Source organism: Halomarina ordinaria (genome assembly GCF_030553305.1).
Classification (GTDB): domain Archaea; phylum Halobacteriota; class Halobacteria; order Halobacteriales; family Haloarculaceae; genus Halomarina; species Halomarina ordinaria.
This window is the reverse complement of the sequence record NZ_JARRAH010000001.1, coordinates 1,273,958-1,298,758: the sequence shown is the minus strand read 5'-3', so window position 1 is coordinate 1,298,758 and position 24,801 is coordinate 1,273,958. Positions and strand designations below refer to the sequence as shown.

26 protein-coding genes and 1 tRNA gene are annotated in these 24,801 nt (G+C 70.2%); 9 read left to right on the top strand and 18 right to left on the bottom strand.

Going from position 1 to position 24,801, the window contains the following annotated elements; genetic code table 11:
* The first annotated feature begins 1 nt into the window (after window position 1).
* From P1Y20_RS07010 to P1Y20_RS06990, 5 genes are all read left to right on the top strand, one after another.
* Complete coding sequence (locus P1Y20_RS07010) at window positions 2–871, top strand: Rieske (2Fe-2S) protein (RefSeq protein WP_304447946.1); 870 nt, start codon at window positions 2–4, stop codon at window positions 869–871.
* A 37-nt stretch (window positions 872–908) separates the two neighbouring features.
* Window positions 909–1,703: a cytochrome b gene (locus tag P1Y20_RS07005; RefSeq protein WP_304447945.1), complete on the top strand. Its 795-nt coding sequence runs from the start codon at window positions 909–911 to the stop codon at window positions 1,701–1,703.
* Between the two features lie 172 nt (window positions 1,704–1,875).
* Window positions 1,876–2,640 carry a cytochrome b family protein gene (locus P1Y20_RS07000; RefSeq protein ID WP_304447944.1) on the top strand — a complete coding sequence of 255 codons (765 nt, stop codon included), beginning with the start codon at window positions 1,876–1,878 and terminating at the stop codon, window positions 2,638–2,640.
* Between the two features lie 26 nt (window positions 2,641–2,666).
* Window positions 2,667–3,191, top strand: coding sequence for a DUF7315 family membrane protein (locus P1Y20_RS06995; protein WP_304447943.1), 525 nt, complete (start codon window positions 2,667–2,669; stop codon window positions 3,189–3,191).
* A 9-nt stretch (window positions 3,192–3,200) separates the two neighbouring features.
* Window positions 3,201–3,458, top strand: coding sequence for a DUF7314 family protein (locus tag P1Y20_RS06990; protein ID WP_304447942.1), 258 nt, complete (start codon window positions 3,201–3,203; stop codon window positions 3,456–3,458).
* Window positions 3,459–3,804: 346 nt separating this feature from the next.
* Here the strand turns inward: P1Y20_RS06990 and P1Y20_RS06985 are convergent, their stop codons facing one another.
* From P1Y20_RS06985 to P1Y20_RS06975, 3 genes are all read right to left on the bottom strand, one after another.
* A complete protein-coding gene (locus P1Y20_RS06985; RefSeq protein ID WP_304447941.1) occupies window positions 3,805–4,245 on the bottom strand; it encodes a DUF7313 family protein in 441 nt (146 codons plus the stop codon).
* Window positions 4,246–4,269: 24 nt separating this feature from the next.
* On the bottom strand, window positions 4,270–5,049 hold the full coding sequence (locus tag P1Y20_RS06980; RefSeq protein WP_304447940.1) for an NAD(+)/NADH kinase: 780 nt from the start codon (window positions 5,047–5,049) through the stop codon (window positions 4,270–4,272).
* 105 nt (window positions 5,050–5,154) lie between these two features.
* Window positions 5,155–6,474, bottom strand: coding sequence for a M28 family peptidase (locus tag P1Y20_RS06975; protein ID WP_304447939.1), 1,320 nt, complete (start codon window positions 6,472–6,474; stop codon window positions 5,155–5,157).
* A 101-nt stretch (window positions 6,475–6,575) separates the two neighbouring features.
* On the opposite strand from P1Y20_RS06975, the gene P1Y20_RS06970 reads away from it, so the two are divergent.
* The 3 genes from P1Y20_RS06970 (at window position 6,576) to P1Y20_RS06960 (ending at window position 8,952) form a co-directional block, all read left to right on the top strand.
* On the top strand, window positions 6,576–7,640 hold the full coding sequence (locus P1Y20_RS06970) for a polyprenyl synthetase family protein (protein ID WP_304447938.1): 1,065 nt from the start codon (window positions 6,576–6,578) through the stop codon (window positions 7,638–7,640).
* 38 nt (window positions 7,641–7,678) lie between these two features.
* Window positions 7,679–8,734, top strand: a complete 1,056-nt coding sequence (locus tag P1Y20_RS06965) for a M42 family metallopeptidase (protein ID WP_304447937.1) — start codon at window positions 7,679–7,681, stop codon at window positions 8,732–8,734.
* A gap of 143 nt (window positions 8,735–8,877) precedes the next feature.
* A tRNA-Met gene (locus tag P1Y20_RS06960) sits at window positions 8,878–8,952 on the top strand.
* 368 nt (window positions 8,953–9,320) lie between these two features.
* On the opposite strand, the gene P1Y20_RS06955 is transcribed toward P1Y20_RS06960, so the two are convergent.
* The 13 genes from P1Y20_RS06955 to P1Y20_RS06895 all read right to left on the bottom strand — a co-directional run bounded on the left by P1Y20_RS06955 (window position 9,321) and on the right by P1Y20_RS06895 (window position 21,379).
* Entirely contained in the window at window positions 9,321–10,019 is a 699-nt protein-coding gene (locus P1Y20_RS06955; protein WP_304447936.1) for a type 1 glutamine amidotransferase domain-containing protein, read from the bottom strand.
* An 87-nt stretch (window positions 10,020–10,106) separates the two neighbouring features.
* Complete coding sequence (gene hpt / locus P1Y20_RS06950) at window positions 10,107–10,670, bottom strand: hypoxanthine/guanine phosphoribosyltransferase (RefSeq protein WP_304447935.1); 564 nt, start codon at window positions 10,668–10,670, stop codon at window positions 10,107–10,109.
* Between the two features lie 78 nt (window positions 10,671–10,748).
* Window positions 10,749–12,701, bottom strand: a complete 1,953-nt coding sequence (locus P1Y20_RS06945) for a hypothetical protein (protein WP_304447934.1) — start codon at window positions 12,699–12,701, stop codon at window positions 10,749–10,751.
* Window positions 12,698–13,183 carry a hypothetical protein gene (locus tag P1Y20_RS06940; protein WP_304447933.1) on the bottom strand — a complete coding sequence of 162 codons (486 nt, stop codon included), beginning with the start codon at window positions 13,181–13,183 and terminating at the stop codon, window positions 12,698–12,700. The genes P1Y20_RS06945 and P1Y20_RS06940 overlap by 4 nt, the downstream gene beginning before the upstream one ends.
* 66 nt (window positions 13,184–13,249) lie before the next feature.
* On the bottom strand, window positions 13,250–14,992 hold the full coding sequence (locus tag P1Y20_RS06935) for a Na(+)/H(+) antiporter subunit D (RefSeq protein ID WP_379737796.1): 1,743 nt from the start codon (window positions 14,990–14,992) through the stop codon (window positions 13,250–13,252).
* A 5-nt stretch (window positions 14,993–14,997) separates the two neighbouring features.
* Complete coding sequence (locus P1Y20_RS06930; RefSeq protein WP_304447931.1) at window positions 14,998–16,812, bottom strand: cation:proton antiporter; 1,815 nt, start codon at window positions 16,810–16,812, stop codon at window positions 14,998–15,000.
* Window positions 16,809–18,314: a proton-conducting transporter transmembrane domain-containing protein gene (locus P1Y20_RS06925; protein WP_379737157.1), complete on the bottom strand. Its 1,506-nt coding sequence runs from the start codon at window positions 18,312–18,314 to the stop codon at window positions 16,809–16,811. The genes P1Y20_RS06930 and P1Y20_RS06925 overlap by 4 nt, the downstream gene beginning before the upstream one ends.
* Window positions 18,307–18,672: a cation:proton antiporter subunit C gene (locus P1Y20_RS06920; protein ID WP_304447930.1), complete on the bottom strand. Its 366-nt coding sequence runs from the start codon at window positions 18,670–18,672 to the stop codon at window positions 18,307–18,309. Before P1Y20_RS06920 ends, P1Y20_RS06925 begins: the two co-directional genes overlap by 8 nt.
* The gene (locus P1Y20_RS06915; protein WP_304447929.1) at window positions 18,669–19,181 is read right to left on the bottom strand and encodes an MnhB domain-containing protein; all 513 of its coding nucleotides are present in this window, start codon (window positions 19,179–19,181) and stop codon (window positions 18,669–18,671) included. The genes P1Y20_RS06920 and P1Y20_RS06915 overlap by 4 nt, the downstream gene beginning before the upstream one ends.
* Window positions 19,178–19,729, bottom strand: coding sequence for a DUF4040 domain-containing protein (locus tag P1Y20_RS06910; RefSeq protein ID WP_304447928.1), 552 nt, complete (start codon window positions 19,727–19,729; stop codon window positions 19,178–19,180). The genes P1Y20_RS06915 and P1Y20_RS06910 overlap by 4 nt, the downstream gene beginning before the upstream one ends.
* Window positions 19,726–20,049 (bottom strand): monovalent cation/H(+) antiporter subunit G, encoded by a 324-nt coding sequence (gene mnhG / locus P1Y20_RS06905; RefSeq protein WP_304447927.1) that lies wholly within the window; start codon window positions 20,047–20,049, stop codon window positions 19,726–19,728. The genes P1Y20_RS06910 and mnhG overlap by 4 nt, the downstream gene beginning before the upstream one ends.
* Window positions 20,046–20,312: a cation:proton antiporter gene (locus tag P1Y20_RS06900; protein WP_379737793.1), complete on the bottom strand. Its 267-nt coding sequence runs from the start codon at window positions 20,310–20,312 to the stop codon at window positions 20,046–20,048. Before P1Y20_RS06900 ends, mnhG begins: the two co-directional genes overlap by 4 nt.
* A 17-nt stretch (window positions 20,313–20,329) precedes the next feature.
* Window positions 20,330–21,379, bottom strand: a complete 1,050-nt coding sequence (locus P1Y20_RS06895; protein ID WP_304447925.1) for a monovalent cation/H+ antiporter subunit E — start codon at window positions 21,377–21,379, stop codon at window positions 20,330–20,332.
* Window positions 21,380–21,616: 237 nt separating this feature from the next.
* On the opposite strand from P1Y20_RS06895, the gene P1Y20_RS06890 reads away from it, so the two are divergent.
* On the top strand, window positions 21,617–22,840 hold the full coding sequence (locus P1Y20_RS06890; RefSeq protein WP_304447924.1) for a right-handed parallel beta-helix repeat-containing protein: 1,224 nt from the start codon (window positions 21,617–21,619) through the stop codon (window positions 22,838–22,840).
* Here the strand turns inward: P1Y20_RS06890 and coaBC are convergent.
* Window positions 22,837–23,988, bottom strand: a complete 1,152-nt coding sequence (gene coaBC / locus P1Y20_RS06885; protein WP_304447923.1) for a bifunctional phosphopantothenoylcysteine decarboxylase/phosphopantothenate--cysteine ligase CoaBC — start codon at window positions 23,986–23,988, stop codon at window positions 22,837–22,839. The two genes, P1Y20_RS06890 and coaBC, sit on opposite strands and share 4 nt — an antisense overlap.
* Before the next feature lie 60 nt (window positions 23,989–24,048).
* A complete protein-coding gene (locus tag P1Y20_RS06880) occupies window positions 24,049–24,786 on the bottom strand; it encodes an NAD(P)/FAD-dependent oxidoreductase (protein ID WP_304447922.1) in 738 nt (245 codons plus the stop codon).
* Window positions 24,787–24,801 lie beyond the last annotated feature (15 nt).

Sequence of the window (24,801 nt, the reverse complement as noted above, 5' to 3'; positions counted from 1 at the left end):
CATGGCAGACAACGACAAATATCCGACCGAGAGTGGCCGACGGCGCTTCGTGAAGGGCGTCGTCGGGGCAGGTGTGCTCGCCGGCGTCGGCAGCGGGGCGGCCGCGGCCATCGGGACGGCCACGGACCCCACCGGTGCGGGCGGTGGTATCACCGAGTTCGTCGGCATCGAGAACACGGAAGGTCCCGCCCCGCGTGGGATGCCCGTCATCCCCATACAGATCGCCGACAACGGCGACATCGGGGGCGTCTGGCCGGAAGTCCAGACCGTCGAGGAGCAGGGCCAGGAGATACAGATCGCCGAGACGCAACTCGGCGGGCAGACGTACTCCTCGGAGTGGTTCCAGTACTGCGGCATCCAGACGTACGCGGGCATCCAGCCCGACGCCGACCAGGAGAACACGTTCTTCTCCGCCGCCGACTCCCCGTACGACTGGCAGAACGAGGAACTCTCCGAGGGCGACCCGCTGAACGTCTCGCAGTTCGAGGACTACGAGGGCTTCGAGACGGGCGTCGGCACCCCCGGCGGCAAGCCGGCGATGGCCAACTGGCGCTCCCAGGACGTCGAGGGCTCGCAAACCATCCCCGTGCAGGTCATCCGAAGTCAGGAGGTCATCGAGATGCGCCAGCAGGGCGGTCCGCTCGGCGAGTTCATCCAGGCGGCGACCACCGAAGACGGCTTCATGGCCTGGCTCGACAAGTGTACGCACTTCTGCTGCGTGCCGGCGTTCAAGGCCTACAGCGACAGTACACGCTTCGGCGCCGCGAACGACGTCTACTGCCAGTGTCACCAGTCCGTCTACGACCCCTACAGCTGGATCGCGTCCTCGTTCGTCGCGCTCCCGCGCCCCGAGGGGGACGGAGGAGAATGATTAACCCGCGGAGACCACTACTGAGCTACCACGACACATGAGCCTCGAACGCAAAGACGAGATGGACCACGGCGGCTGGATGAAGAGCAAGGAGCTCTCGCCGGTCGAACGCGGCTATCTCACCGTCCTCATCTGGCTCGACAAGCGTCTGCGCCTCGTTGACTACCTCGAGGTCCTCGAGAACCTCTACTACAAGGTCAACATGCAGATGCCGAAGAGTCACACCGAACAGTACAACCTCGACAACAAGTTCTGGTACTGGTACCCGCTGTACGCACTCGGGTCGTTCAGTACCATCGCCTACGTCGTCGCCGCCATCAGCGGTGCCTTCCTCGGCTTCTACTACGCGCCAGCGACGACGGGCGACCCGACGTCCGCGTACGCCTCCATCACCTACATCATGACCGAGCTGAACTTCGGGTTCTTCCTCCGGTCGCTCCACCGGTGGTCGGCCCAGGTGATGGTCGCGGCGGTGTTCCTGCACATGCTGCGGGTGTACTTCACCGGCGCGTACAAGGAGCCCCGCGAACTCAACTGGATCCTCGGCATCGTCCTCATCTCGCTGACGATGGTCTTCGGGTACACCGGCTACCTCCTGCCGTGGGACCAGCTGGCGTTCTGGGCCGGACAGATCGGCGTCGAGATGTCGCTCTCGATTCCGCTCGCCGGCGAGTGGGTCGCCCAGCTCCTGTTCGGCGGCTTCTCGCTGAGCCAGGCGACGCTCCAGCGGATGTACATCCTCCACGTGTTCCTGTTGCCGTTCATCACGACGGCGCTCATCGCCATCCACATCGGTATCGTCTGGATGCAGGGCATCGCCGAGCCCCACTGACCGGGCCGGCTCGCTGTCGCGTTCGACGGCTCGTTTTCTCTCCTCGCTTCGGCGCCGCAGAGACTCCGTTTCCGACTCGAACCGTCCGTCCCGTCGTTCGATTTTTCGACGGCGGCGGCACGGCTAACACAACGTTGAAGCTTCCCCGCTCGCTAGAGTGTATCACCTAGACATGCCTCCGAGCGACGACAGCGGCGAGGAGGTTCGGGCCGACGGTACCGGTATCGTCGCCCCGGACGACGAGACCCCGACGTGGAGCGAGCGAAAGGCTCGCTCGGAGGGGCTCCCTCGTCTGACGTACGAGTACTTCGAACGCGCCCGGCGTGAGGACCAGGACCTCCGCACGGAGTCGAGCTACATCGAACGAGACGTCCTCGGGTTCCCGACCTGGCCCCACGAGATGATTCGCAACCTCGCGTTGACGAGTTTCTTCGTGGGGATGATCCTGTTCCTCTCGGCCGCGCTGCCGATGCACATCGACGCCCCCGCGAACCCGAGTCAGACGCCCCCGGTCATCCTGCCCGACTGGTACCTCTACTGGTCGTTCGGCCTGCTCAAGTTGGGGCCGCTGAACCCCGAGATCAGCCTGCTGGGCGGCCAGCAGCTGATGGCCGACCGGACCTACGGCGTGCTGGCGAACCTGGTCGTCGTCGGGTTCATCGCCATCGTCCCCTTCCTGAACAAGGGGTCGGCCCGCCGGCCCGTCGAGCAGCCGTTCTGGGCGGCCGTCGGCGTCTTCGGCATCGTCTTCGCGTTCACCATCAGCGTGCTGTCGGTGAAGAACCTGGTCCCCATCGAGCCGAACCTCCTGTTCGACCTGACGTTCCTGCTGCCGTTCGTCGCGGGCTTCATCGCCTACGGCGTGCTCAAGTCGATGCGCGAGGGGTACATGTTCGAACTCAATCGGCGGTACTACCGGCTGCGTCCGCCGAAGTGAAGTAATCGCGGCCCCTCACTTCTCTCATGTCCGACGCCTCCGACCAGCCACGGCGCGGGACGGACGGCGACGTGGTCGTCTCGCTCGACCTCTACAAGACCGTCATCGTCTCCTCGACGCTCGTCGCCGTGGCCCTCATCATCCTCGGGTTCCTGTTCCTCGACGCGGCGACGAACGTCGTCCAGCGGTTCCTGCTGCTCGGCCTGCTCGTCGGCGTCGTGCTCCCGGCCGTCCTCTACCTCGGCTACCGGGCGGTCCGGTCGGGTGGGGGCCTCGGCGAGCGCATCGGAGTGGCCGTCGCCCTGTTCTACGTCTCGCTCGCCGGCCTCCCCGGCTTCCTCGGGACGCTGCTCGGTGCCCCCACGGTGCTCCCGCCGGTCCCGTTCGTCGTCCGCGACGCCATCGCCGCCGCGCCCGTCCCCGACGGCGTCCTCCAGGTGACCTTCGCGCTCATCGGTATCGCGCTCATCGGGGCCGGCGCGGGGACGTACATCCTCGGGACGCGCTTTCGGACCGCGGGAATGGGAAACCCTAAAGACGACGGTGACTAACTCCCGATAATGGCTGACGAATTCATCAAGGGGCTCACGGCGCTCATCGTGGGGCTGTTCGGCTGGCTCACGTTCGCTGGCTGGTACCGGACGCCGTCGTTCTCCGGCGCACAGCTCGTCGGACCGCTCCCCGAGGACCCCAACGTCTACGACCAGATCGGCCTCGTCCTCATGGACGCTATGTTCTATTTCGCCATCCTCGGTGCGCTCACCTTCTGGGTCATCATCCCGGCGATCCGTCAGATTCGCCTGGCACGCTCGGGCTAGAACCGGCTCGCCCCCCGACCGACACCTCTCTCTCTCCGTTCTCACGACGACCGTCCAGCGGCGTCGACGTCCGCACGTCGCCCCGCTCGTCTCGTCTTCACCGTGTCACCCACCTCGCCCCCCTCGTGTCACCCACCTCGCCCCCCTCGTGTCACCCACCTCGCCCCGCTCGTCACCGCGGTCTCGCGTGCAGGGGCGTCGCGGCAGTGGCGACTGCTCCCTTCCGTCGATGACTGGTCGTGGCTACGGTGCGGTGGTCCCGCTGGACGGCGACGACGCGCGTGTAGAAGACGGCTGGTCGGGTGTGGTGGCCGGTGGCGTCACGAGACGAACGGCGGGGGTCAGTTCAGATGACGGCGCCCCAGTAGTCGGCGATGAGGAAGAACAGGCTCGTGTACGCCGCGTAGAGGAGCACGAGCACGGAGGCGGCGATGGACCCCTTCGGGCGCTCGATGCCGATGTCGCGGCGCGCCTCGACCAGGCGCGACTCGAACTCGAAGACGTCGGTGATGACCATCCCGACGACCAGAACCGAGAAGACGAACCCGGCGTGGTACTCGACGGTCAGGAAGTAGAACCCCCCGACGAGCAGGAGGAAGTTCGTCGCCACGCGGACCGGGTTCCGGCCGATGGCGTCGACGCCGCCGTCGCGCGCCTGTTTGACGTGGGAACGATACTCGGCCGCCCGGGCGACCATGTTCACCAACACCAGGACGAGCAGGACGTATTCGATGTACGGCCCGAGGATGGTGTCGACGGGGCCGAACAGCGAGACCGAAGACTGCATACCTAAACCGGTGTCGTGCACCCATTAGTGCCTTTCCAATCCTCGCCCCTCCGTGACGAACACCTGGAGGGTGCCGGTCGGCCGGATGCGGACCGGGTCGTTCGGTGCGACCGGGCCCTCGCGGCGGTCGTCGGCGAGCAGGTCGACGGCCGCCTCGTCGCGTTCGACGCGGAGCGTGAGGGTCCCCAGCGGGAGCACCCACCGGTCGGGGTCGATGGCGAACGGCGAGATGGGGGCGACGGCGGCGACGCCGCTGCCGGGGGCGAGTTCCGGGGCGCCGGCCGCCCGCGCGTAGCCGCGACTCCCGAGGGGCGTCGCGACCACCACGCCGTCGGCGCGGAACCGGGCTATCGTCCGCCCCTCGCTCTCGACGGAGTACTCGGAGATGCGCGCCGGCGAGGCGGTCACCAGCGTCACATCGAGGAGCGCGTGCGTCTCGCCGCCGGCGTGCGCCACGCCGACGACCGGGGCGTCGACGGTGCGGGCCGTCCCCGCGACGACGCGCTCGACGGCCGCGCCCGCCGACCCCGGGGCGACGCCGAGCGGCGCGTCGACGGCGACCGGCAGTATCGGGGCGGGCGGCGTGGGGGCGAGCGAGAGCAGCGCCCGCTCGCCGACGGCGACGACGGCGTCGAGGTCCGCTCCGAACCCCCGCTCGTCGACCGACGCCGCGCGAATCGCCTCCCCGCCGGCCGCCTCCACGCTCGCGACGAGCGCCGCGTCGTCGGACCCGACGACGCCGACGCGCGGCCGTCCCTCCGTCGCTTCCCCGCTCGGTTCGTCGGCCGCGGCCTCCTCGCTCATTGGGCGATACCTCGCGTCGCCCGTGCAAAAGCGTGACTCACGTCGTCGGGGGCGGGCGGCGCGCGCGAACGGTCTCCGACCGGGGCGGGGCGTCCCTCCATCCGCTCAGTCGAGCGAGTCGAGGTCGCCCGTGATGCGCAGCCCCTCGGCGTGGCCCTCGCGTTCGAGTGCCGCGACGATGTCCTCCGGGGGGCGGCGGGCCACCTCGGTGTCCGCGCGCGCCAGGCGGACGACGAGTTCCGTCAGGAGGATGGCCCCCTCGCGCAGGTCCCGGGACTCCAGTTTGTCGAGGGTGTCCGCGCGGGTGTGCCCCCATCCGCGGCCTCTCCCGTCCGTCTCGCTCGTGACGTGGTAGGCGGGGACGCCGCCGGCGAGGACGTACGGCCAGTGGTCGCTGTGGGGGCCCTGCTGGGGGTTCATCCCGAGGGGGTGGTCGAAGTGCTCGGCCACCTCGCGGAGGACGCGTTCGAGGTCGTCGAAGCCGTGCGTATACGCCGAGAGCGTCCGCCCCTGCAGGACGCCGTCGCAGTTGACGATGGCCTTCACGCGGTCGAGGTCGCGCCGCTCGGCGTCGTGCGTCGACCCGCAGAGGCCCACCTCCTCGCTCCCGTAACAGACGAAGCGTACGCTCCGTTCGAGGTCGGACTCGCGCCGGGCGAGCGCGCGCGCCACCTGGACGACCATCGCCGTGCCGGCGCCGTTGTCCATCGCGCCCTCGGCGATGTCGTGGGCGTCGACGTGGCTCGTCACCAGCACCTCCTCGTCGGTGTCGGGACCGACGACGGCGTGGACGTTCCGGCTGGTCGCGGGGCCGTACTCGCAGTCGACCTCGACGGTCACCGGGTGCGCGTCGTCGCCGGAACACCAGCGCGAGAGGCGCGCGCCGACCTCCTTCGAGACGCCGACGGCGGGGATGTCGCCGATGGGGTCGTCGCCGGTCCCGACGCTCCCGGTGGGGGCGAGACAGCCCTCAACGTGGTTCTCGAAGACGAAGGCCGCGGCGCCGGCCTGAACGGCACGGTAGTACTTCTCGCGGCGGTGGATGAACCGCTCGTAGTAGTCGGGGACGGCCGAGGAGACCAGCACCACCTTTCCCTCCAACTCGCGGTCGAAGTCGGTCGGCAGGCCGTAGCCGAGGTCGGCGAACGCGCCGGTCGCGTCGCTGGCGGGGCTCCGCGGGAGAGCGATGCAGGCGAGGTCGCGGCCGTCGACGCGGACCGTACTCGTCCCCCGCGTCCACCCCGTCACGTCGAACTCGTCGAGGTGGGCGTCGCGCGCGCCGGCAGCCGAGAGGGCGTCGCGGGTCAGTTCCGCCGCCTCGCGTTCGCCCGCGCTGCCGGCCATCCGGTCGCCGAGGTCGACGAGCGTCTCGAGGTGGTCCCAGCCGGCGCGGTCCGTGAACGTCGCGCCGATCCAGTCGGTCATGGCTGGAGTCGGGTCGACGGGTGCCTAAGCGTTGTGTCGTAACACGGTTCACGTCCGCCGAATGGCGAGGCTTTTGACCCGTCGCCGTGACCGGGCAGTGTATGCGGGACGTCCTCGAACAGTGGCGACCGGTCATCGACGCGGAAATCGAGCGACTGCTCCCCCGGACGGTCGACGAGGCGTACCTCGCCGACTTCTTCGGGCCCGCGTCCTACGCCTACTCCGCCGAGACCATCCAGCGCGCGCTCTCCGACCCCGTCTGGGCGCTCCTCGACCGCGGCGGCAAGCGCTGGCGCGCCGTCCTCTTTCTCACCTTCTGTGAGGCCTTCGGCGAGGACCCCGAGGCGTACCTCCCCTACGCCTGCATCCCCGAGATACTCCACAACGGGACCATCATCGTCGACGACGTGGAGGACGGCGCGACGATGCGCCGGGGCGCCCCCGCGCTCCACCACGAGTACGGTGTGGACGTGGCGCTCAACGCCGGCAACGCGATGTACTTCCTCCCGCTGAAGATAATCACCCGGAACCCCGGCGACCTCGACGCGGAGACGCGACTGGCCGCCTACGAGATGCTCATGGACGAACTGAACCGGACGCACCTCGGCCAGGGGATGGACATCTGCTGGCACAACGAGCGCGCCATCGACCTCGACGAGGACGAGTACCTGGAGATGTGCGCGTGCAAGACGGGCTGTCTCGGGCGCATCGTCGCCCGTCTCGCCGCCATCGTCACCGGCCAGGACCGCGAGACGGAACTCGGGGCCGCCCGGTACGCGGAACGCATGAGCGTCGCCTTCCAGGTGGCCGACGACGTCCTCGACGTCGAGACGAGCATGGAGGCCGGCGGCGACTTCGGCAAGGGCGTCGGCAACGACGTCCGCGAGGGCAAGAAGACCCTGATGGTCATCCACGCCGCCGAACACGCCCCGGCCGAGGACGTCGCCCGTCTGGAGGAACTGCTCTGGGCCGAGGAGAACACCGACGACGAGGTCCGCGAGGTGGTCGACCTCCTCGACGCCGCCGGGAGCGTCACGTACGCCCGCGAGCGCGCCGAGGCGCTCTCGGAGGGCGCGCTCGACCACCTCGACGCGCTCGCGCTCGAACCCGAACCGGCCGAGCGACTCGCCGCGTTCGCCCGGTTCGTCGTCGACCGCGACGTCTGAGTCGTCACGTCTATTGCACGGCGCCGCAACTCGCGGACATGGCGGAGTTCGACTTCGACTACGACCTCCTGAAGGAACTGACCGAAGAGCGGGGCGTCCCCGGGTACGAGGACCGCGTCCGCGACATCGTCCGGCGGGAGCTCTCGGAGACGACCGACGAGGTCACCTCCGACGCGATGGGCAACGTCGTCGGGACGATACGCGGCGAGAGCGACTACAGCGTCGTCGTCGGTGCGCACATGGACGAGATCGGGTTCATGGTCCGGCACGTGGACGACGACGGCTTCCTCCAGCTCGACGCGCTCGGCGGCTGGGACGCCCGCGTCCTGCGCGCCCAGCGCGTCACCGTCCACACCGAGGACGGCGACCTGACCGGCATCATCGGCTCGCCCCCGCCCCACACCCAGAAGGGCGACGAGGGCGCGACCGAACCCGAGGTCGAGGACGTCTACGTCGACATGGGCATGGACGGCGACGCGCTTGCCGAGCGCGTCTCGCCGGGCGACCTCGTCACGATGGACCAGACCACCACGACCGTCGGCGACCTCGTGACCGGCAAGTCCCTCGACGACCGCGTCTGCCTGTTCGCCGTCCTCGAGGCCGCCCGCCGCATCGAGGACCCTCCGGTGACCGTCCACGTCGCCGCGACGGTCCAGGAGGAGGTCGGCCTCCGCGGGGCCGAGACCCTCGGCGTCGACCTCTCGCCGGACCTCGCCATCGCCCTCGACGTCACCGTCGCGAGCGACACGCCCGGCGTCGACGAGAGCAAGCAGGTCACCCGCCTCGGGGAGGGAGCCGCCATCAAACTCAAGGACTCCTCGGTCATCACGAACCCGAAGGTCAACCGGCGCCTGCGCGACGTCGCGGCGTCCGCCGAGATTCCCCACCAGCTCGAAATCCTCCCCAGCGGCGGGACGGACACGGCGAGTTTCCAGCGGGCCAACGGCGCCACGCCCGTCGGCGCCCTCTCGATACCGACGCGCTACCTCCACACCGTCACCGAGAGCGCTCACCACGAGGACATCGCCGCGACCGTCGACCTGCTGACGGCCTTCCTGGAGAGCGAGACGGGCGAGCACGACTACACCCTGTAGGCGCGAGGTCGCTTGCACGGCACTCGTATCTCCTCACTGACACTGCGTCGGTCCCGACCGTCGCCGTGCCGTCGCCGTGTTCCTGACTCGCAGACGGCGACCGAACCACAACCCTTACCTACCCGAGTCCGGTACGAAGAGGTAGCGGGATGGGATAGCCAGGAGATTCCGCCGGGCTCATAACCCGGAGATCGGTAGTTCAAATCTACCTCCCGCTACTTCTCAGCGAACAACGACGAGGGGCGGAGCGACGAGTCCCGTGCGCGGTGGACTGCGACAGGTAGTTCGAACGAGGGAGCGAGCGCAGCGAGCGACCGGGGTTCGAATCTCCCTCCCGCTATTCTCGTGGATTCACATGCCGAGCGGCGCGTTTCATCGCGCCGCGAGCGTGAATCCGTCGGAATCTCACGGAGGAGATTTGAACGAGACTGCGGGCGAAGCGAGCAGACGTAGTTCGAATCTCCCTCCCGCTATGTTCTGTGGCGCACACCGCGAACGACGCGAGTCGCGAGTACGCTCCGAACGGGTTCGACCGGGTGCCGCGGCTCTCGACGACGTGAAAAACGGGAGAGACGGCCGGAGGCGTCTACGGTTCGATTTCGGCGTCGCGGGCGAGCGCCTGCTGGAGTTCGTTGGCGGCGGCGACCGAGGACTCGGGGCCGCGAGCGGTGATGAGTTCGCCGTCGACGGTGACGCTCACGTCCTCGTCGAGTTCCGCGTCCCAGTTCCCACCGGCGGCCTTCACCTCGTCTTCGACCCAGTAGGGAAGCTTGCGGCCGTCGGGCATCAGGTCGTTCTCGTCGACGATGTCCTCCTCCCACTCGTTGGGGAAGCCGGTGACGTCCTTCCCCTCGACGAGGAACGACCCGTCACTCCCGCGGGCGAACCCGAGGATGCCGACGGCGTGGCAGACGACGAGCGCGACGCTCTCCTCGCGTTCGAGGGCGTCGCGCAGGAGCGTCCGCGCGTGGCGGTCCTGGTTGACGTCCCACTCGGTGCCGTGGCCGCCGGGGAAGACGACGGCGTCGAAGTCGTCCGCGTCGACGGTGGCGAGCGCGACGGGGTTGTTCAGGTGGTCCTCGTTCTCGTGTACCTCGCGCATCCGCTCTGCGGTCTCCTCGCCGACGGCGTCGGGGTCGACCGACCGCTCGTCGACGACGGGCGTGCCGCCGGTCGGCGTCGCGACGGTGATGTCGACGCCCGCCTCGTGCAGCGTCGTCAGCGGCTCGATACACTCCTCGGCCCAGTACCCCTCCTCGCTCACGACGAACAGTGCGGATGGCATGTGTGACTCGCGGCTACGCGCGCTGCGGTGAAAAGTCTGGTCGAACCCCCCGTGGTCGCCGGTTTCGCCAGTCTCGGGGGCCTCGTTCTACCCGTCGCCCTGCTCGTCGACGATGACGACCGACCCGTCGACGACGTCCACGTTGATGAGCGTCTTGGGTTCGTACTCCTCCATCGCGTTGTCGCCGCCGACCTTCTTGATGACGGCGACGATGTCGGAGATGTCGGCGCCGACCTCCTCGAGCGCCTGCGTGATGCCGCGCAGCGTGCCGCCCGTCGAGAGCACGTCGTCGATGACGAGGACGCGGTCGCCCTCCGTGACGTCGTTCATGTACATCTCGTTCTCGGAGTAGCCCGTCACCTGCGCGAGCGACACCTCCCCTTCCAGGCCGTACTGGCGCTTGCGGATGACGACCAGCGGGATGTCCGTCATCAGCGAGACGGCCGTCGAGATGTGGATGCCCATCGCGGCGGGCGTCACGATCTTGTCGACGTTCTCCAGGTCCGCCTTCCGGATGATCTTGATGACGATCTCCCGCAGCAACTGGGGTTCCAGCATCGGGACGCCGTCGCTGATGGGGTGGACGAAGTACTCGTAGTCACCCTTTCGGATGATGGGGGCTTCGCGCAGCGACTGGGCGAGTTTGTCCATGCCGCCCCTATAGGGTGGGTGGTAAAAATGGCGATGATACGCCGGCCGGCTGTCCCGGGCTCACACGGCGCGCTCTCCCTACCCGAGCGCCAGCACCGCCGCCAGCCACCGGGCGAGCGGGACGGCGTGGACGCCGGACCCCGCGAAGTGGACGAACGCGCCGAGGAGGACGAGGACGGCGCCGGCGGCGAGCGACGCACCGAGGCAGACAGCCGTCGCGCGCGAGGCCCGCCGACCGGTGGACGCGACGAGCAGCGACGCGCCGAGGGCGCCCCCGGTCGCGAGGCCGACCCAGGCGTGGAACTGGAGCGCCTCCCCGAGCGACGCGTCCGCGAGCACCAGCCACGCGAAGACCACCTGTCCGCCGACGAGGACGCCGCAGAGCGCCGTCCAGCGGACGAGTCGGGGGTGTACTGCGAGCGCCCGGCGGACGCTCGGCTGGCGGGCCACCCCGTAGGTGCCGAGGGCGAACAGCGGGAGGAGGTAGCGCACCGTCACCTGCGCGTGCAGCGGGAGGCGCTCGATGTAGACGAGCGTGAGGGCGCCCGCGAGCAGGAGCACGAACGCGTCCGCGACGACGACCGGGTCGCGCCGGTCCACGTCGACGCCGTCGCGCAGGCGCGCGACAAGCGCGACCGGCAGCGCACAGAGCGCGCCGAGCAGGGGTGCGGATTCGAGGACCGTCAGGTTCACCGCCTGGCCGAGGTCCTTCGCGGCGACGCCGGGGAGGTAACCCCCCCGGACGAACGTGTAGTAGAGGCGGTCGGGCCGGTCGGCGACCGCCTCGAACCCACTCGCGAAGAGACCCGTCAGCACGCTCACCTTCCCGAGGACGCCGCCGCCCCCGTTCGGGTCGGGGGTGCCGGACGGTCCGGCGGACCCGCCGCCCCCGGAACCGTTCGTGCTTCCGCCGCTACCACCTGTACTTCCGCCGCTACCACCCCCGCTTCCGTCGCTACTGCCCCCACTCCCCCCGCCGCCCTCGACCGGTCCCAGCGGTTGCCCATCGTAGTTCGGCCAGAGCCGTGGGGGTTCGACAGGGTTGCCGACGACGAGCGCGTTCGTAAGCAGGAAGGGGACGAGCGCGAGGCAGAAACACCCGCCGACGAGCGCGAGCGTTCGCGGGTCGTTCGTCCGGGCGGTCGGGAGGTCGACCGCCGCGAGGACGAGCAGCGCGACGAACGCCTCGGGCGCGTGGACCCACGCGAGGAACGCGACCAGCGCGTACGCGAGCGCCCGGAACCGCGTTTCCTCCCGAGGGGACCCCTCGCGGCTCCGGTACAGCGCGTAGAGGACGGCGAGGAGGAGCGCGGTCACGAGGACGTGACGCTTCGGGATGGACGCCCAGAGGCCGACGGGCGTGGCGAGCGTCCCGGCGAGGCCGGCGAACAGGCCGACCCGGCGGTCGTGGACGCGCGTCAGGAGTCGATAGAGGAGCACCGCGACCATGCCGGCGGCGAGGACGGTGCTCACCTGGAGCGCGAGCATGGGGTACCAGCGCGGGTCGAGCGGCGTCGCGACGGCGAGGTTGCCGGCGAACGTCGCCAGCGCGAGGACGCTCCCACCGAGGGCGAACCGGTCTTGACGGCCGACGAGACGGCCGATACGGACCGAGAGCGCGAGCAGGAGGAGACTGAACGCGGCCGCGAGGGCGACCCGCACGTCGGCGACGACGGCGACGGTCTCGACGGCGCCGAGGACGGGGAGCGCGAGGAACACCTGCCCGTAGTTGCGCCCGTAGAGGCGGCCGTCGACGAGGTGCATCCCCGGGGTGTCGGGCGAGTCGCCGTAGACCACCTCCGGGGGGACCCAGAGGTGGCCGCGCGAGACGCCGACGAGCGTGTTGGCGACTGTGTAGCTGTCGGTGATGAAGAAGCCGACGCGGAGACAGGCGAACGCGACGAGGACGGTCGAGAGGAAGACGACGACGCCGAGGGCGTCCCCGAAGACGGCGCGGGCGAGGCGGGGTCGGAGCGCCCGTAGTCCCGCAATCGTCGGACGGTCCCCCCCGAGTCGCTCGACGACGCTCACTCGACCACCCTGACGGTGAGCGGCGCGCGTTCGACGACCCGTGACTCCTCGCCCGAGCGCACCGTCACGAGTACCTCGCCGTCGTACGTCTCGCGGTCGATTCGCTCGGGGGCGAAGGTGTCGCTCGCCAGGGTGAGCCTGACGTCCTCCCCCCCCTCGTCGAGCGACGCGAGCGAGACGCGCGAGTAGCCGAGCGCCGGCACGCGCACCTCGTAGACGAGCATCGGTCGCCCGGTCACGCGCTCGACGTCGGCCGTCGCGGGCGGGACGCGGAGCGTGTACGCCTCGGCACCGTAGCGGCCGGCCGTCAGCGTCGCGTCGTCAGGGAGCGAGACGGCCGCGACGCTGGCCTCCCCCCCGTCGGAGCCGAACCCGTCGGCGGCGGCCGTGGTCGCGTCGACCGGCCCGTACGGGCCCGTGAGAACCAGCGTCGCGACTATCGCGACGACCGCGACGGAGACGGCGGTCCGGCCGGTGTCCATTGTCTTTCTCTGTGAAATACATTGATATAAGTATTTTCTGTGCCCGGACTGGTCGCCGGTCGACGCTCAGCCGAGCATCAGCAGGGCGACGCCGAGCGTGACGACGAGGACGAGGACGAGGACGCTCGTCCCGATGCCGGCGCCCAGTCGGGAGGGACCGACGCCGCCGGCGTCCTGCGCGTCCACGCTCGCGCCCGCCCGTTCGAGGGCCGCTCCCGGGTTCCGGGCGGCCCACATCGTCGCGGTGCTCAGACTCACCGCCTGGCGGTCGACGGCCGCGTAGCCGTCGGTGACGCCGCGGACGAGCGCGCGCGTCCCGTAGAACGCGAGCGGGTTGTAGACGGCGTCGACGTCGGGGACGCGCCCGACCTTCGAGAGCGGCTTCTTCAGCAGGGCGAACCCGACGAGGCCGGCGGCGGCCAACCCGAACCCTTCGATGAGGTGGTCGACGGTGAACGTGGTGTAGTCGTAGCCGCCGACGGGGAGGATGGTGAACAGCGTGTCCGGCACCAGCCCGTAGACGAGACAGAGGACGGCGACGGTCACCATCGCGACCTGCTGGCCGCGGTTGGCGTCGCGCACCTGCCCGTCGTGCTCGCCGTGGAAGAAGACGTAGTAGCCCAGCTTGATGAACGAGAGGAACGTCCCGACGCCCCCGAGCAACAGCAGGTACCAGAGCGCGTCGAGGTGCTCGTAGTGGGCGGCGCCGAGCACCATCCCCTTGCTGACGAACCCGTTGAACCCGGGGAAGCCGGCGATGGAGAGGGCGGCGACGGTGAACGCCCCCGCGGTGACGGGCATCTCGCGGGCGAGGCCGCCGACGTACTTCAGGCTCTCCTCGCCCGTCCGGTAGATGACCACGCCGACGGTCATGAACAGCAGGCTCTTGTAGAGGATGTGGTTGAACACGTGGCCGAACGCGCCGGCGGTCGCCAGCGCCGACCCGATGCCGACGCCGGCTATCATGTACCCCACCTGCGACTGGATGTGATAGGAGAGCAGGCGGCGCATGTCGTTCTGGAGCAGCGCCATGCTCGCGCCGAAGACGGCCATCGCCCCGCCCATGTACGCGAGCCAGAGGTGGCCCTCCGGGAACGCGCGGTACATGGCGTAGACGCCGGTTTTCGTCGTGTAGACGCAGAGGAAGACGCTGGCGGCGACGTGCGGGCGCGGGTAGGTGTCGGGCAGCCAGGCGTGCAGGCCGATGAAGCCGACGTTGACGCCGATGCCGACCGCCGCGAGGACGGCCGGCAGGCCGGCGACGATGCCCTCGTTCGCGGTGAAGAGGAACGACCCGACCTCGACGTACTGCCAGACGATGGCTCCGAGGACGAGGCTGCCGCCGACGCCGTGCAGGAGCGCGTAGCGGTAGCCCGCCCGGACGGCCGCCCCGCCGTAGTGCCAGACGAGCGCGGTGCTCGTCACGGCCATCAGCTCCCAGAAGAAGACCAGCGTGAGCCAGTCGCCGGCGAAGACGGCACCGACGCTCGTCCCGACGTACGACAGCGCGAAGCCGGTCTGGACGGCGTCGGCGCTGCTGGCGTAGGAGTAGAGCACCGCCGCCGCGCCGATGAACCCGAAGATGAGGCCCATCAGCCGGGAGAACGGGTCGACGTTGAACAGCACGGCGTCGAACCCGAGGAACTGCACGGCGACGTGTGCGCCCTCGGGCGTCTGCAGCGAGACGACGACGACGGCGAGCGTCGCGACGATGCCGAGCGCGTGCGCCGCCAGCCGCGGCAGGAGCGGCGCGAGCAGCGCCGCCACCAGTACGTAGACGAACGGCGGGACGGCCGCGAGCGCCTCGATAGCCATCAGACGCTCACCCCCGTCACGGCCGTCACGATGCCCTGGACGAGCCGCAGGAACACCGCCGTGTACGGGACGACTCCGAGGACGACGGAGCCGCCGGCGGCGACCAGGATGGGCCCCAGCATGAACCAGGTGCTCTCCTGGCCGAGCCACCCGCGGCGCTCCCAGCCGCCGGCCGGCGGACCGCCGTGGTGGTCGTGGTCCGCGTGGTCCACGACCTCGGCCGCGTGGTCTGCGTCGTCGGTCGCGTGCCCGTCGCGGTCGACCTCCTCCGACGCCTCGTCGACCGTGTGGTCGCTCGGGTAGCGGTCGACGGCGTACTCGGGTTCGGCCTCGCCGGTCGTCCTCGCCGTCGCGCGCGTCTCGCGTTCGGGGCCGGGGTCCTCATCGTTCTCGCGGCCGCCGTCGGCGGCGACCCGGTCGCTCTCACCCGCACGCCCCCCGTAGGCGTTCTCGAGGAGCGGTTTGCGGTCGTGGGCGTCCGCGGACTCGCCCTCGAAGAACGCCTGGTAGACGATGGGCCAGAAGTACGCGATGTTGAGCACCCCGGAGACGAGCAGCGCGCCCGTGAAGACGAGGTTGCCCGCGTCGACGGTGCCGACGAGGAGGTAGAACTTGCTGACGAAGCCGGCGATAAGCGGGATGCCGGCCATCCCGGCGGCGGCGAGGGCGAACGCCGACATGGTGACGGGCATGCGCCTGCCGATACCCGCCATGTCGCTGATGTCGTCGGTGTGGGTCTCGACGTGGATGATGCCCGCGCAGAAGAACAGCGTGAGCTTCATGAACGCGTGGGCGGGGATGTGCAACAGCCCCCCGACCAGCGCGCTCGGCGTCAGCACGGCGAGGCCGAGGACGATGTACGACAGCTGACTCACCGTCGAGTAGGCCAGCCGGCGCTTCAGGTTGTCCTGTCTGAGCGCGATGACGCTCGCCGCGAGCAGCGTGAAGGCCGCGACGGCGCCGAGTGGCAGCCCCATCCCGAGGTCGGAGACCGTCTCCGGCCCGAAGACGTCGAGGACGAGGCGGGCGATGCCGAACACCCCGCTCTTGACGACGGCGACGGCGTGCAGGAGCCCGGAGACGGGCGTCGGCGCGACCATCGCGTCCGGCAGCCACGAGTGGGCCGGCATGAGCGCCGCCTTGACGCCGAAGCCGGCCGCGAGCAGCGCGAAGGCCGCCCGGGCGAGCACGGGGTCCGCACCCGAGAGCGCCTCGATGCCGCCGGGGGCGAACGCCACCGTCCCCGTCAGCACGTAGACGAGGACGGTGCCGGCGAGGACGGCCACCCCGCCCGCGAACGTGTAGGTGAGGTACTTCCGGCCGGCCGCGCGCGCCTCCGCGGTCTCGTCGTGCGTGACCAGCGGGTAGGTGGCGACCGTCAGCAGTTCGTAGAAGACGAACAGCACGAGCAGGTTCTGGGCGAAGGCGACGCCGAGGGCCGTGCTGATGCTCGCCGCGAACGAGGCGAAGTAGCGCGTCTGGGCGTGCTCGTCGAGGCCGCGCATGTAGCCGACGCTGTAGGCGCTGGTGATGACCCAGAGGAAGCTCGCGAGGAAGCCGAACAGCATGCCGAGGGGGTCGGCGCGTAGCGCGAACTCGATGCCCGGGACGAACGCCCCGAGGTCGCTCACGTACGCGTCGCCGGCGAGCGCCCCCGGCAGCATGCTCGCCACGACGAGGAAGGTACTCACCGCGGTGAGGCCGGTGACGGCCTCGCGGACGTTCGGCCGACTGCCCGTCGCCCCGATGGCGAGGACCGCGACGGCGGGGAGCGCCACCGCGGCGAGCGGTCGGAGTGAGATGATATCGGTCATAGCTGGAGTAGGGTTTCGAGGGTCGGTCGGAGGAGCTGTTCGAACTGCGAGGTCGCGGGGCCGAGCACGAGCGCCAGCGCGGCGGCGAGCACGACGACCGCGACCATCCCCGGCGAGACGCTGTCGGGGCGCGTGTAGCCGCCGTCCGCGACGGCGGCCCCCGGCGCGGTGACCCGCTCGGTCGCGGGCGCCGCCCGGAAGAACATCCGTTCGAGCAGGCGCGCGAAGTACGCGAGCGTCAGGAGCGTGCTCACCAGGATGACGACGGCGATGGGCCACGCCTCGGACTGGACGGCGCCGAGGGCGATGTACCACTTGCCGACGAAGCCGACGGCCGGCGGGACGCCCACCATCGCCAGCGCGAGCACGGCGAACGACCCGCTGAGGACGGGCGCGCGCGCGCCGAGGCCGTCGTACTCGTCGACGGTCCGCGCGCCGGCGATGACGGCGATGGCACCGGCGGCCAGGAACAGGCCGCCCTTCATCACCGCGTGGCCGAGCAGGTGGATGGTCGCGCCGGTGACGGACGCCGGGTCCGCGAGCGTGAAGCCCGCGACGACGAGGCCGAACTGCGACACCGAGGAGTACGCGAGCATCCGCTTTATCTCCGTCTGGAGCACCGCGAGGACGCTCCCGGCGACGATACTGACGCCCGCGAGCGTCAGCAGGCCGGTCCGCGCCAGCGGCACCTGCGCGAGGAAGTCGACGGTGTAGATGCTGAAGACGCACCGCGCGAGCGCGTAGGCGGACACCGTCGAGACGAGCGCCGCGATGAACGCGCTGACGCTGTCGGGGGCGCTCGCGTACGCCTCCGGCTGCCAGGTGTGCAGCGGGTAGAGCGCCGTCTTCACCGCCAGGCCGACGACGACGAGGGCGAACGACGCGCGCACGAGCGTGGCGTCGTACCCCACCTCAGCGAGGCGCACCGACAGGTCGGCCATGTTGAGCGTCCCCGTCGCGAGGAAGGCGTAGCCGACGCCGAGCAGGAACAGCGAGGCGCCGACCGTCCCGATGACGAGGTACTTGAGCGCGCCGACGGCCGCCCGGCCCGAGTCGCCGGTCGCCACGAGGGCGTAGGCGGCCAGTCCCGTTATCTCGAGGAACACGTAGAGGTTGAACATGTCCCCCGTGACGCTCATGCCGGAGAGGCCGGCGACCAGCAGCAGGTACTCGGTGAGGAACGCCGGGGAGCGCGGGCCGGCCCGGCGCGCGTAGACGAGGACGCCCAGCGCGACGACGGCGACGAGGACGACGACAGCCGCCGAGAGGCCGTCGACGACGAGTTCGATGCCGTAGGGCGGTTCGAACCCGCCGAGTTCGTAGCTGATGGCCTCGCCGCTCGCGTACACCGTCGCGGCGACGCTCGCCGCGAGGCCCACCTGGACGACCGCCGCGAGGGCGGCGAGCGGCCAGGCCGCCCGCCGGACGAGGTGGCCGACGCCGAGCGTCAGCACCGCGGCGAGGATGGGGACTGCGACCAGCAGGGGGACGAGGTCACTCACCGGTCTGCACCTCCCGGAGGACGTCCTCGTCGAGCGTCCCGTACTCGCTGTAGATGCGGACGATGAGCGCGAGCGCCACCGCGACGAGGCTCACCCCGACGACGATGGCCGTCAGGATGAGGACGTGCGGCAGCGGGCTGACGTACGGTCCCGGGTTCGTGAGCACGGGCGGGCCGCCGCCCTCGCGGTAGGCGGACGTGATGAAGAACAGGAAGATGCCCGTCTGGAAGACGTTCAGACCGACGACCTTCTTCACCAGGTTCGTGCTCTCGATGATCATGTAGACGCCGATACCGAGCAACAACACGGCGGCGACGTAGTTGTAGCGCGTCAGTAGCAGGTCGAGTAGTTCCGTCATGACTCCTCCTCCGCAGTGTTCTCGAGCGGTTCGGGGCCCTGGAACCCGGACGCGATGACGAAGAACAGCCCGGTGATGACCCCGGCGACGATGGCGCCGATGCCCAGTTCGATGAGTTCGATGCTGTACTTGCTGGCGTGGTAGATGGGGACGACGTCGTACTGGAGGAACGCTCCGCCGAGGGCGAGCGTCAGCAGGCCGACGCCGACGAAGTTGGCGACGCCGACGAGGATGAGTCCGAGCACGACGCTCGGGTCGAGCCAGTCACGGACGGCGTCGATGCCGAAGGCGAACGCGAGCATCAACAGGACCGTCGCCGAGATGGCGCCGCCCTGGAAGCCCCCGCCGGCGGAGTCGGCCCCGTGGAACATCACGAACAGGCCGAGAGTGAGGATGAACGGCGTCACGACCCGGACGGTGGTCATGATGATGGTGCTCTCGACGTACAGGCCCCGCTGGCGTTCGACGCCGTCGCCCTCCGGCTCGCGGTCCCGCGACGCGTCGCTCACGCGAACACCTCCTGGCGCAGGACGAGCAGGACGGCGACGCCGGCGGAGAACACCACCACCGCCTCCCCGAGGGTGTCGAACCCGCGGTAGGCGGCGAGGACGGCCGTGACGACGTTGTTGACCTCCGTCTCCTCGTAGGCGTTGTCGAGGTAGTACTCGGTGACCGCCGAGTCGACGACGGGGCCGCCGCCGATGGCCGGCATCGCCGGCACCGTCAGCGCGAGGACGGCCACGAACGCGACCGTCACGAGCGCCGAGCGGGGACTCGGCAGTTCGAGTCGCCGCTCGTCGGACGGGCGCACCGTCTTGACGATGGTCAGCAGGAACAGCAGCGTGGTGACGCCCGCGCCCACCGCCGCCTCCGTCAGCGCCACGTCGGGCGCCTGCAGGATGACCCAGATGACGGCGACGCCGAGGCTGTAGGCCGCCGAGGCGATGATGACCCCGAGGACGTCCCGGAGGACCGCCGTGATGAGCGCGCATCCGAGGACGAAGATGAGGACGACCGCCTCGAGCGGCGTGATGGCGCTCATCTGGAGCGGTGTCATTCGCGCTCCCCCTCCGTGTCGCCCGCGCTCCACGGTTCGATACCCTGGTCGTAGGCGGCCCGCGAGATGGCGTGGGCCGCCGTCGGGTTCGTCACGAACATGAACAGGAGCAGGAAGACGGTCTTCACGGTGGCGACGTCGCTCGCGAGGACGGCGGCGACCCCGGCGAGCGTCAGCACCGCGCCGAGGGTGTCACTCTTCGAGGCGGCGTGCGTCCGGGTGTAGAGGTCCGGGAGCCGGAGGACGCCGATAGCCGCGACGGCGCCGAAGAACGTCCCGGCGACGACGAGCGCCACCGTGAGGACTTCGAGCGGCGTCATACGACGCCACCCCGCTCGACGGTGAACTTCGAGATGGCGATGCTCATCAGGAAGTTGAGCAGCGCGTAGACGAGCGCCACGTCGAGGAACATCGGCTCCTCGAGGGCGGCCGAGACGAGCGCCAGCACGATGACGATGTTCGACCCGATGACGTTGACCGCGATGACGCGGTCCTGCATCGTCGGCCCGGCGAACACCCGGTAGAGGACGGCGACGGCGAACAGGCCGAAACAGGTGGCGCTCCCGAGCAGGACGTTGCTCACGAGCGGCGAGGCGGGGCTCACGTCTCGCTCACCTCCTCGTTTCGCTCCCGTGGGGACGGGATGCGCGCCGCCTGACGCCCGTAGAAGACGAACCGGACCGCGCGTTCGAGGCCGCCGTCGAAGAGGTCCGAGCGCGAGTCGTCGGTCAGCGCGTGGATGACGAACTCGCGGTCGCTCACGTCGACGGTCAGCGTCCCCGGCGTCAGCGTGATGCTGTTGGCGAGGGTCGTCGCGGGGAGGTCGCCCCAGACGGCCGCCTCGAAGCGTTCGAGCGACGGGTTGATGGGGAGTTTCGGGTGCAACACGACGTAGGCGATGGCGACGTTCGCCTTCGCGATCTCCCAGAGCAGGTAGACGACGTATATCGCGAACCGGCCGAGCTGACCGGGGATGCGCGTGAACTGCGGGGGACCCTTCAGGGCTATCTTCGAGAGGACGGCGGTGACGATGCCGGCGCTGATGGCGCCGGTGACCAGTTCGAACAGCTCGATGCTCCAGCCGCCGAGCGTCAGGTAGAACAGGAAGGAGACGCCGAAGACGGTGACGTACTGCGAGAGGCTCTCGCGCCCGACGAGCCGCGAGCGCCGCGTCGGGCGCTCGACGGGCGCCTCCTCGACGTCGAGGCCGCGCTGTCTGAGTTCGAACTCGAGCGGCCGGAGCATCGGGGCGTTGCCCCCCGGCTGGTACTCCGGGTCGACGACGACGCGGTCGAGCCCGTGGTCGCGGGCGTACGACTCGAGGACCCGCGCGAAGTCGCCGGGGCTGAACAGGTACTCGTCGGCGCCGACGACGGCCGTCTCGACCTCGACGGGCGCCCCGTCCGACTCGGCGTCCTCGTCGGCCCAGACCTCGACGCGTTCGAGGACCTCCTGGGCCTGTTCGAACTTGGCCGCGCGCGTCGGTTCGACGGCCCGCCAGGCGGCGGGGTAGACGAAGTGTACCGTCGCGCTGACGCCGCGTTCCGTGGCGTCGTCCTGCGCGACTCGGACCGCGTAGGCGACGGCGTTCCGGAGCGTGGACGATTCGCCGACCGGAACCAGTATCCTGGTGTGGTCGTCACCCCCCATCGTCGCTCCACTCGCCGGGGGCCGTCACCACCACTGCCGGCCACTCACCTGTTCGAGAACCCTCTGTCATACTCATCACCCGTAAAGCAGTAGCTGTCGCCCCAAAACTATTCTTATGTCCGTCGGCACGCCGCCTCATACCACGGTGGGGTGACTGTCTCCCGTGTGCGTGTTAAGTCGACAATACCTCTCCTTTGGTGACGAGTAACCAAGCCCTGCACCGGCGCACCCCACGCCATGGCACGTCCGAAGTGGCAGCGACGCGTCGTGTTCCTCGTCGTCGTCCTCGTCGCGGCGCAGGCGGCGACGACGGCACCCGTCGCGGCGCAGGCGGCACCGCAGTCCATCGACTCGTGTACGACCATCGACGCCCCCGGGACGTACGTCCTCTCCGGGAACCTCTCCGCGAGCGGCGACTGTCTCGCCGTCGAGGCCGACGGCGTGACCCTCGACGGGGCGGGCTACACGCTGGCCGGCGACGGGAACGGGACGGGCCTGCTCACGAGCGGCGACGACCTCGCGGTGAGCAACCTCACCGTCGACGGCTTCGACGTCGGCGTGGACCTCTCGGGCCGGAACGGGTCGGTCGACGCGAGCACCTTCAGCGACAACCGCGTCGGGGTCGCCACCACCGACGCGCGGAACGCGACGCTCTCGAACGCCACGGTGACGAACAACACCGGCGACGGCGTGGGCGTGACGCTCGGGTCGGTCGCCGTCGTCGACTCACGACTCGCCGACAACGGCGGCTACGGTCTCTCGACCGCCCCCGGCGAGGCGACCACCGTCGTCCGGACCGCCATCGACGGCAACGGCGACGGCGGGGCGCTGTTCACCTCGGGGACGGCCACCCTGCGCGACAGCGCGGTCCGCGACAACGCCGGCGACGGCGTCTTCCTCGACGGCGTGAACACAGCGACGCTCGTGAACGACACCGTCTCCGGGAACAACGGTACCGGCCTCGCCGTCGCCGAGAGCACGGACGTGAGCCTCTCTGCAGCCACGGTGGCGAACAACACCGGCGACGGCATCCTCGTCGCCGGGACGCTCACCGTCTCGAACGCGGTCGTCACCGACAACGGCGGCGACGGTATCCGGGCGCTCCCCGCCACGCTGGTCGACGCGACGGACGTCACCGTCCGCGACAGCGTCCTCTCGGGGAACGCAGGGATGCCCGTCGGCGGTGAGGCGGCCGACGCCGTGACCGTCACCGGAAACGCCGACGGCGAGGCCGGGTCGAACGTCCCCGCCGACTTCGGGGACGGTGACAGCGACGACGGTGACAGCGACGACGGTGACAGCGACGACGGTGCCGGAACGACGGACGGGTCCGACGACGCCGACCCGGACGCGACGACCGACGACACGGAGGAGAACGCGCCAGCGTCGCTCTCGGGTGTCCTCGACGGCCTCGCCTCGCTCGTCGGGTCGCTGGCGGGGGCGCTCGCGGACCTGTTCTAGAACTCGCCGGCGAGTTCCTCGGCGACCCGGCGGCCGAGTTCGGCTTTCGTGCCGACGAACGCGTCGGCGCGTTCGGCCCTGACGAGCAGCGCACGGGTGTCGTCGGCCCCCATCACGTTCGCGTCGTTGGCGACGACGAACGCGAGGTCGGTCCGTTCGAGGGGGCCGCGGGCGGCCGCCACGAGCGCCGCGTCGTCGTCGGCCGTCTCGAGTTTGAACCCGACGATGGCGAGGTCGGGGTGGGTCTCGCGGACCGTGTCGATGAGCTTCGGGGTCGGCTGGAGGTCGAGGTGGAGGTCCTCGCCCGAACGGAGTTTCTCGTCGCTGGGCGCGACGGTGTAGTCCGAGATGGCGGCGGCGGAGACGAGCGCGTCGGCGTCCGCGCAGGCGTCGACGCAGGCGGCGGTCATCTCGGCGGCGCTCTCGACGCGCTCGACGGTCGCGTAGGGGAGGTCGGGGCCGTCGTGGACGACCGTCACCGCGGCCCCGGCGGCGTAGCAGGCGCGGGCGACGGCCCGCCCCATCCGCCCGGACGAGCGGTTGGTGAGGGTGCGGACGGGGTCGATGCGCTCGCTGGTCGCGCCGCTGGTGACGACGACGTGTCGCCCGTCGAGGGGGCGGTCGCCCGCGGCGCGCGCCGTCTCCAGACAGATGGCCTCCTCGGTCGCTATCTTCGCCTTCCCCTCCTCGACGCGGGGGTCGACGAAGGCGACGTCCCACTCGCGGACGCGGTCGATGGCGTCGAGGACGCCCGGGTGGTCGTACATCGGTTCGTGCATCGCGGGGGCGACGACGACCGGCACGCCGGCGCCGAGCGCGGTCGTCGCGCACGTCGTCACCGTCGAGTCGTCGACGGCCGCGGCCACCTTCCCGACGGTGTTGGCCGTCGCGGGCGCCACGAGGAGGACGTCCGCCCACCCCTCCCGACCGCAGAGTTCGACGTGTTCCACTCTCCCGGTTATCTCGGTGACGACGGGGTTCCCCGTGGCGTACTCCAGCGACCAGGGATGGACGATGCCGCGCGCGCTGTCGGTCATCACGGCCCGGACCGCGGCCCCCTCGCGGCGGAGTTCGTGGGCCAGTTCGACGGTCTTGACCGCCGCGATGGACCCCGTGACCCCCAGTGCGACGTTGACGCCTTCGAGCATACCCGGAGTTCGGCACCCCCCGATAAAAACAGCGGTGACGGACCGTCGGCCGTCGACCGACTACTCCTCGTCCGCGAGGCTCGGGTGGGGCGTCGGGTCGTCGGGGTGCGGGTCGGCGAACGCCTCGCGTATCGCGGCCATCGACGCGCGCTCGCGCTCCTCGCGCGCGTCGTCGCTCAGTTCCACACAGCCGGGTGGGACCTCCCGTCCGCGGTCGGTGAAGTAGCCCTCGGGGACGACCCAGTCGTGGTAGAAGGGGACCTCCGCGTCCTCGACGACGGTCATCGCCACGTCGGCGCCGTGGCCGGCGGCGACGACCACCTGGTGGCGCTTCTCGGCCACCCGGCCGGCCGCGTAGAGGCCGTCGACGTCGGTCCGGCCGTACTCGTCGACGTCGAGGTAGGTCTTGCTCCCCCGTTTGATGATACCCACGTCGAGGTCGGCGAGGAAGTCGGTGGCGTTCTTCGTGGCGACGAGGACGAAGTCGGCGCGCAGGACGTCCCCGTCGACCTGCACGTCGAACCCCGAGACGTCGCGGGCCACGTCCGTCACCTCGCCCTCGCGGACGTCGGCGCCGGCGCGTTCGGCCTGACGTTCGGTCTGGTCGAGGAACGTCCGGGGATTGACCCCGAGCGGGAAGCCGGGGACGTTCTCCAGGTGGGCGTTGCGCCGGAGGATGGACTCGCCCGCACTGACGACGACGGTGTCGAGGCCCGCCCGCGCGGTGTAGATGGCCGCGGTCAACCCGGCGATACCGCCGCCGACGATACAGACGTCGCGTGTCTCGGTGTCGTCCATGGGGGCGCTCGGTGG

Bases quoted from the DNA above. Each gene is read 5' to 3' on its own strand.
- P1Y20_RS07010 (WP_304447946.1), top strand. From the start codon at position 2: ATGGCAGACAACGACAAATATCCGACCGAGAGTGGCCGACGGCGCTTC.
- P1Y20_RS06890 (WP_304447924.1), top strand. From the start codon at position 21,617: ATGGCACGTCCGAAGTGGCAGCGACGCGTCGTGTTCCTCGTCGTCGTC.
- P1Y20_RS06895 (WP_304447925.1), bottom strand. From the start codon at position 21,379: ATGGGGGGTGACGACCACACCAGGATACTGGTTCCGGTCGGCGAATCG.
- P1Y20_RS06970 (WP_304447938.1), top strand. From the start codon at position 6,576: ATGCGGGACGTCCTCGAACAGTGGCGACCGGTCATCGACGCGGAAATC.
- P1Y20_RS06910 (WP_304447928.1), bottom strand. From the start codon at position 19,729: ATGACACCGCTCCAGATGAGCGCCATCACGCCGCTCGAGGCGGTCGTC.
- P1Y20_RS06990 (WP_304447942.1), top strand. From the start codon at position 3,201: ATGGCTGACGAATTCATCAAGGGGCTCACGGCGCTCATCGTGGGGCTG.
- P1Y20_RS07005 (WP_304447945.1), top strand. From the start codon at position 909: ATGAGCCTCGAACGCAAAGACGAGATGGACCACGGCGGCTGGATGAAG.
- P1Y20_RS06975 (WP_304447939.1), bottom strand. From the start codon at position 6,474: ATGACCGACTGGATCGGCGCGACGTTCACGGACCGCGCCGGCTGGGAC.
- P1Y20_RS06985 (WP_304447941.1), bottom strand. From the start codon at position 4,245: ATGCAGTCTTCGGTCTCGCTGTTCGGCCCCGTCGACACCATCCTCGGG.
- P1Y20_RS06920 (WP_304447930.1), bottom strand. From the start codon at position 18,672: ATGACGGAACTACTCGACCTGCTACTGACGCGCTACAACTACGTCGCC.
- P1Y20_RS06995 (WP_304447943.1), top strand. From the start codon at position 2,667: ATGTCCGACGCCTCCGACCAGCCACGGCGCGGGACGGACGGCGACGTG.
- P1Y20_RS06940 (WP_304447933.1), bottom strand. From the start codon at position 13,183: ATGGACACCGGCCGGACCGCCGTCTCCGTCGCGGTCGTCGCGATAGTC.
- P1Y20_RS06880 (WP_304447922.1), bottom strand. From the start codon at position 24,786: ATGGACGACACCGAGACACGCGACGTCTGTATCGTCGGCGGCGGTATC.
- P1Y20_RS06955 (WP_304447936.1), bottom strand. From the start codon at position 10,019: ATGCCATCCGCACTGTTCGTCGTGAGCGAGGAGGGGTACTGGGCCGAG.
- hpt (WP_304447935.1), bottom strand. From the start codon at position 10,670: ATGGACAAACTCGCCCAGTCGCTGCGCGAAGCCCCCATCATCCGAAAG.
- P1Y20_RS06965 (WP_304447937.1), top strand. From the start codon at position 7,679: ATGGCGGAGTTCGACTTCGACTACGACCTCCTGAAGGAACTGACCGAA.
- P1Y20_RS06930 (WP_304447931.1), bottom strand. From the start codon at position 16,812: ATGACCGATATCATCTCACTCCGACCGCTCGCCGCGGTGGCGCTCCCC.
- P1Y20_RS07000 (WP_304447944.1), top strand. From the start codon at position 1,876: ATGCCTCCGAGCGACGACAGCGGCGAGGAGGTTCGGGCCGACGGTACC.
- P1Y20_RS06980 (WP_304447940.1), bottom strand. From the start codon at position 5,049: ATGAGCGAGGAGGCCGCGGCCGACGAACCGAGCGGGGAAGCGACGGAG.
- coaBC (WP_304447923.1), bottom strand. From the start codon at position 23,988: ATGCTCGAAGGCGTCAACGTCGCACTGGGGGTCACGGGGTCCATCGCG.
- mnhG (WP_304447927.1), bottom strand. From the start codon at position 20,049: ATGACGCCGCTCGAAGTCCTCACGGTGGCGCTCGTCGTCGCCGGGACG.